The organism is bacterium, assembly GCA_029210545.1.
In the GTDB taxonomy this organism is placed as follows: domain Bacteria; phylum BMS3Abin14; class BMS3Abin14; order BMS3Abin14; family BMS3Abin14; genus JARGFV01.
Map to the genome: position 1 here is coordinate 1 of JARGFV010000181.1, position 2,873 is coordinate 2,873.

The window sequence follows — 2,873 nt, forward strand, 5'->3', positions numbered from 1 at the left end:
GCGTTGATGACTTTTTGCGAAGTCATCATCTTTAATTGCCACACAGTTAGCTGACATCTCATTTGCATCATGAATAAAGCAGGCTAGGGAAGAGCAGCGGGAGCTTCCATCATCCCCCTGGCCTTGACCTGTAGGGTGAACTGTTTCCCGATGGTTTCACCGAGGCGTGCCGCCGAGGCAAACGCCTTGTCTGCCTCGTCGTATAATCCCAGCTCACCGAAGATGTTCCCGTTGGCGTCCGTGATCAACCGTGGAGTGATTCCCACGTTGGCGGCCTCGTCCAGCAGAATGCAGACTTGGTCCCCGTAAAGGGGAAGTGTCCTCATCGAGTACTTGGTTTCTTCGCGCATGGGGTCCATGCGGCTCAGGATGATGTCGATGACCAGGCGGGGAGGGTTGGTCATGGTGAAGATCTCAAACTCCACCGGACGGGCTGGAACCACTGACAGGAGCTGGCCGCCGCCGCAGACGTCGAAGGTGTCCACCCTCGTGATGAGGCTGCTCTTGCGGAACGGGGCAGGGTCGGTGAACAGGCTCACCCCCCTTTCCGGCGCCCCGGGGAGCCGGATGGCCAGCCGCATGGGATAATATTCTGTCTCCACCTTCATGCGGGGGAGATCGTCCCCGGTGGGATCGCCGGCGAACTCGAGGACGATGCGCTCGAACTTCCTATGGTCCCCCCACCTGATCTGCGCGAGGGTGTGCCCGGTCCCCGTCCCTCCCGTGTACTGGATGTTGGAGACGTAATGGCCGTTTTTGGCGGCCGGCACCGGGCTGCCGGCGTGGGCGGGTGCTGCGGCAAGGCACAACACGGCCGCCAGCGTACAGATACGGGTCGAAAGTCTCGTCATGAACAATCTCCTGGTTTTCCGTCCCCGAAACGGCCGCAGGAAGCCGGACAAGGGGAGCTTGTGTGAGATCCTATTTAAATATGTTAGCTTTAATGATCCGGAGGTTCAATCGTGGATATCCTTATCCTGGCAATATGCTCGCTGTCCTTCCTGTGGTGGCTGGAACTGGCCGTCGAGTGGTGGGTTGCGGGGCGGCTGGGCGAGAACCTTTCAGACCTGCCGCCAGGCCAGGTATCGGAAAGGTCCGGCGGGGTCACGTTGTCGGTCATCATCCCCGCCCGGGATGAGGGGGCAGCTCTGCCCGAGGCCCTGGCCAGCGTGATGGCCGCCCTGCCGCCCGGGGGGGAGGCGATCCTGGTGGACGACCGATCCTCGGACGACACGGGTTTGATCGCCTCAGGCATCGCCCGGTCCGATCACCGTCTCAAGGTCTTGAGGATCAGGGATGTTCCGGAGGACTGGCTGGGCAAGAACCACGCCCTCCAGAAAGGGTTCGAAGAGGCCTCGGGGACCTTTCTCCTGTTCACCGACGCCGACGTGGTGTTCCAGCCCGGATGTCTGGCCAGGGCGCTGGCCCTTTGCGAAAGGGACGGCCTCGACCACCTTGTAGCCACTCCCCGGGTTATCACCGTGGGGTTCTGGGAGCGCGTCTTCGTCCCCTTCTTCTCCATTCTCCTCGTGTCCAGGTACAGGATATGGAGGGCTTCCGTCCCGGGATCCCCTTTCTACGCGGGCATAGGGGCATTCAACATGGTTCGGCGGGGCGCCTACGAGAGGGCAGGCACCCATGCGGCCCTCAAAAATGAGGTGGTGGACGACCTTATGCTCGGCAAACTCATGAAAAAAACCGGGGGGCGGCAAGGGGTCGTCTCCGCGGAAAGGTGTGTGAGTGTCCGCTGGCACGAGGGTATCACGGGGTTGGTGACCGGTCTTGAGAAAAACGCCTACGCAGCCTTCGAATTCAAACCGGTCAGGACCCTCTTCGGCTGTCTGGGCCTTCTGGCCGTCACCTGGATCCCCTTTTTCGCCTCGCTCCTGTACCGTCCCGGCTTGAGAGGGCTCCTTGGGATCTCCGCGATCGGAGGGTACGGAGTGTGGCTGAGCTTTGCCGCTCTTTACGGATTGGCAGCCCGTGGTACGGGAGCGTCCTGGCTGTATTTTGTCACCTTCCCCGCGGGGTCGTTTCTCATGGTGTGGGCCATCGTCAGATCAGCGGTGCTTTACCATCTCAGGGGCGGGGTGAAGTGGAGGGGAACCATATATAAAGGTCCAAGGTCCAAGGTCCAAGGTCCAAAGTAGAATCGTCCCCTCGATTCCCTTCTGCCTCCTTCCTGTCGTTTCCAACTGCCTTCTCCCGATCTTTTTGCCCCGGGCTTCTGAAACGGTTAGCCCAGGGTAAAAAATGCGGGACGACCGTTTCCGGCCGTCCCGTTCCCAGCAATGGATGGGAATGTCCGTGCAATTTAACTTATTCAGTACCCCGTGTCCAGTTGAGCGCCGGGTTGAAACCCGGGCCAGCAACGTGTCGGACTTTTCCGACACGCTGCTAGGAGTCTGAAACGGATAGTCCGACAGACTCCTAGCGAGAGACGACAGACAGCAGTTCGTGGTCCTTTTTTATCTTGTCGATGACCACCTCTCTCATGAGACCGAAAGCAGTCAGGATCTTGGTGTTGGCTACCGCGAGCATGAGAGTGCCGCCTACGCGCCTGCTGACAAGGATCCCTTTCCGGCGCATGTATGTGGTCTGTTGTGTGAGGGTGACCTTGTCGAGCCCGGTTTTCTGCATGAGCGTTGAATAGGACAGCTCCTTGTCCCAGAGCGTTTCCACGATAAGGAGCCTTTTGGGGTTCCCGAAGGTCTTGCAGGCCTCGGCCTGGATCTTTCTCAACTCATCGAGTTTGAACTCGGTCATGGCTCGCTCCGTTTATCTTTCAGCTTCCATCAATGATAGAGTCGCAAAAAGTCCAATCCGGGACTTTTCGCTCCACGGAAAGGGAAAAGCGTCGTTTTCCCTTTCCT

At 59.2% G+C, this 2,873-nt stretch carries 3 protein-coding genes; 1 reads left to right on the forward strand and 2 read right to left on the reverse strand.

What is annotated here, in order from left to right:
- Positions 1–83 precede the first annotated feature (83 nt).
- Positions 84–851 (reverse strand): hypothetical protein, encoded by a 768-nt coding sequence (locus P1S46_12065; GenBank protein MDF1537205.1) that lies wholly within the window; start codon positions 849–851, stop codon positions 84–86.
- A gap of 111 nt (positions 852–962) precedes the next feature.
- Between P1S46_12065 and P1S46_12070 the strand changes: the two genes are divergently transcribed.
- Entirely contained in the window at positions 963–2,150 is a 1,188-nt protein-coding gene (locus tag P1S46_12070) for a glycosyltransferase family 2 protein (GenBank protein ID MDF1537206.1), read from the forward strand.
- Between the two features lie 280 nt (positions 2,151–2,430).
- Here P1S46_12070 and P1S46_12075 read toward each other — a convergent pair whose 3' ends face one another.
- Complete coding sequence (locus P1S46_12075) at positions 2,431–2,766, reverse strand: hypothetical protein (protein MDF1537207.1); 336 nt, start codon at positions 2,764–2,766, stop codon at positions 2,431–2,433.
- Between the last annotated feature and the right edge of the window lie 107 nt (positions 2,767–2,873).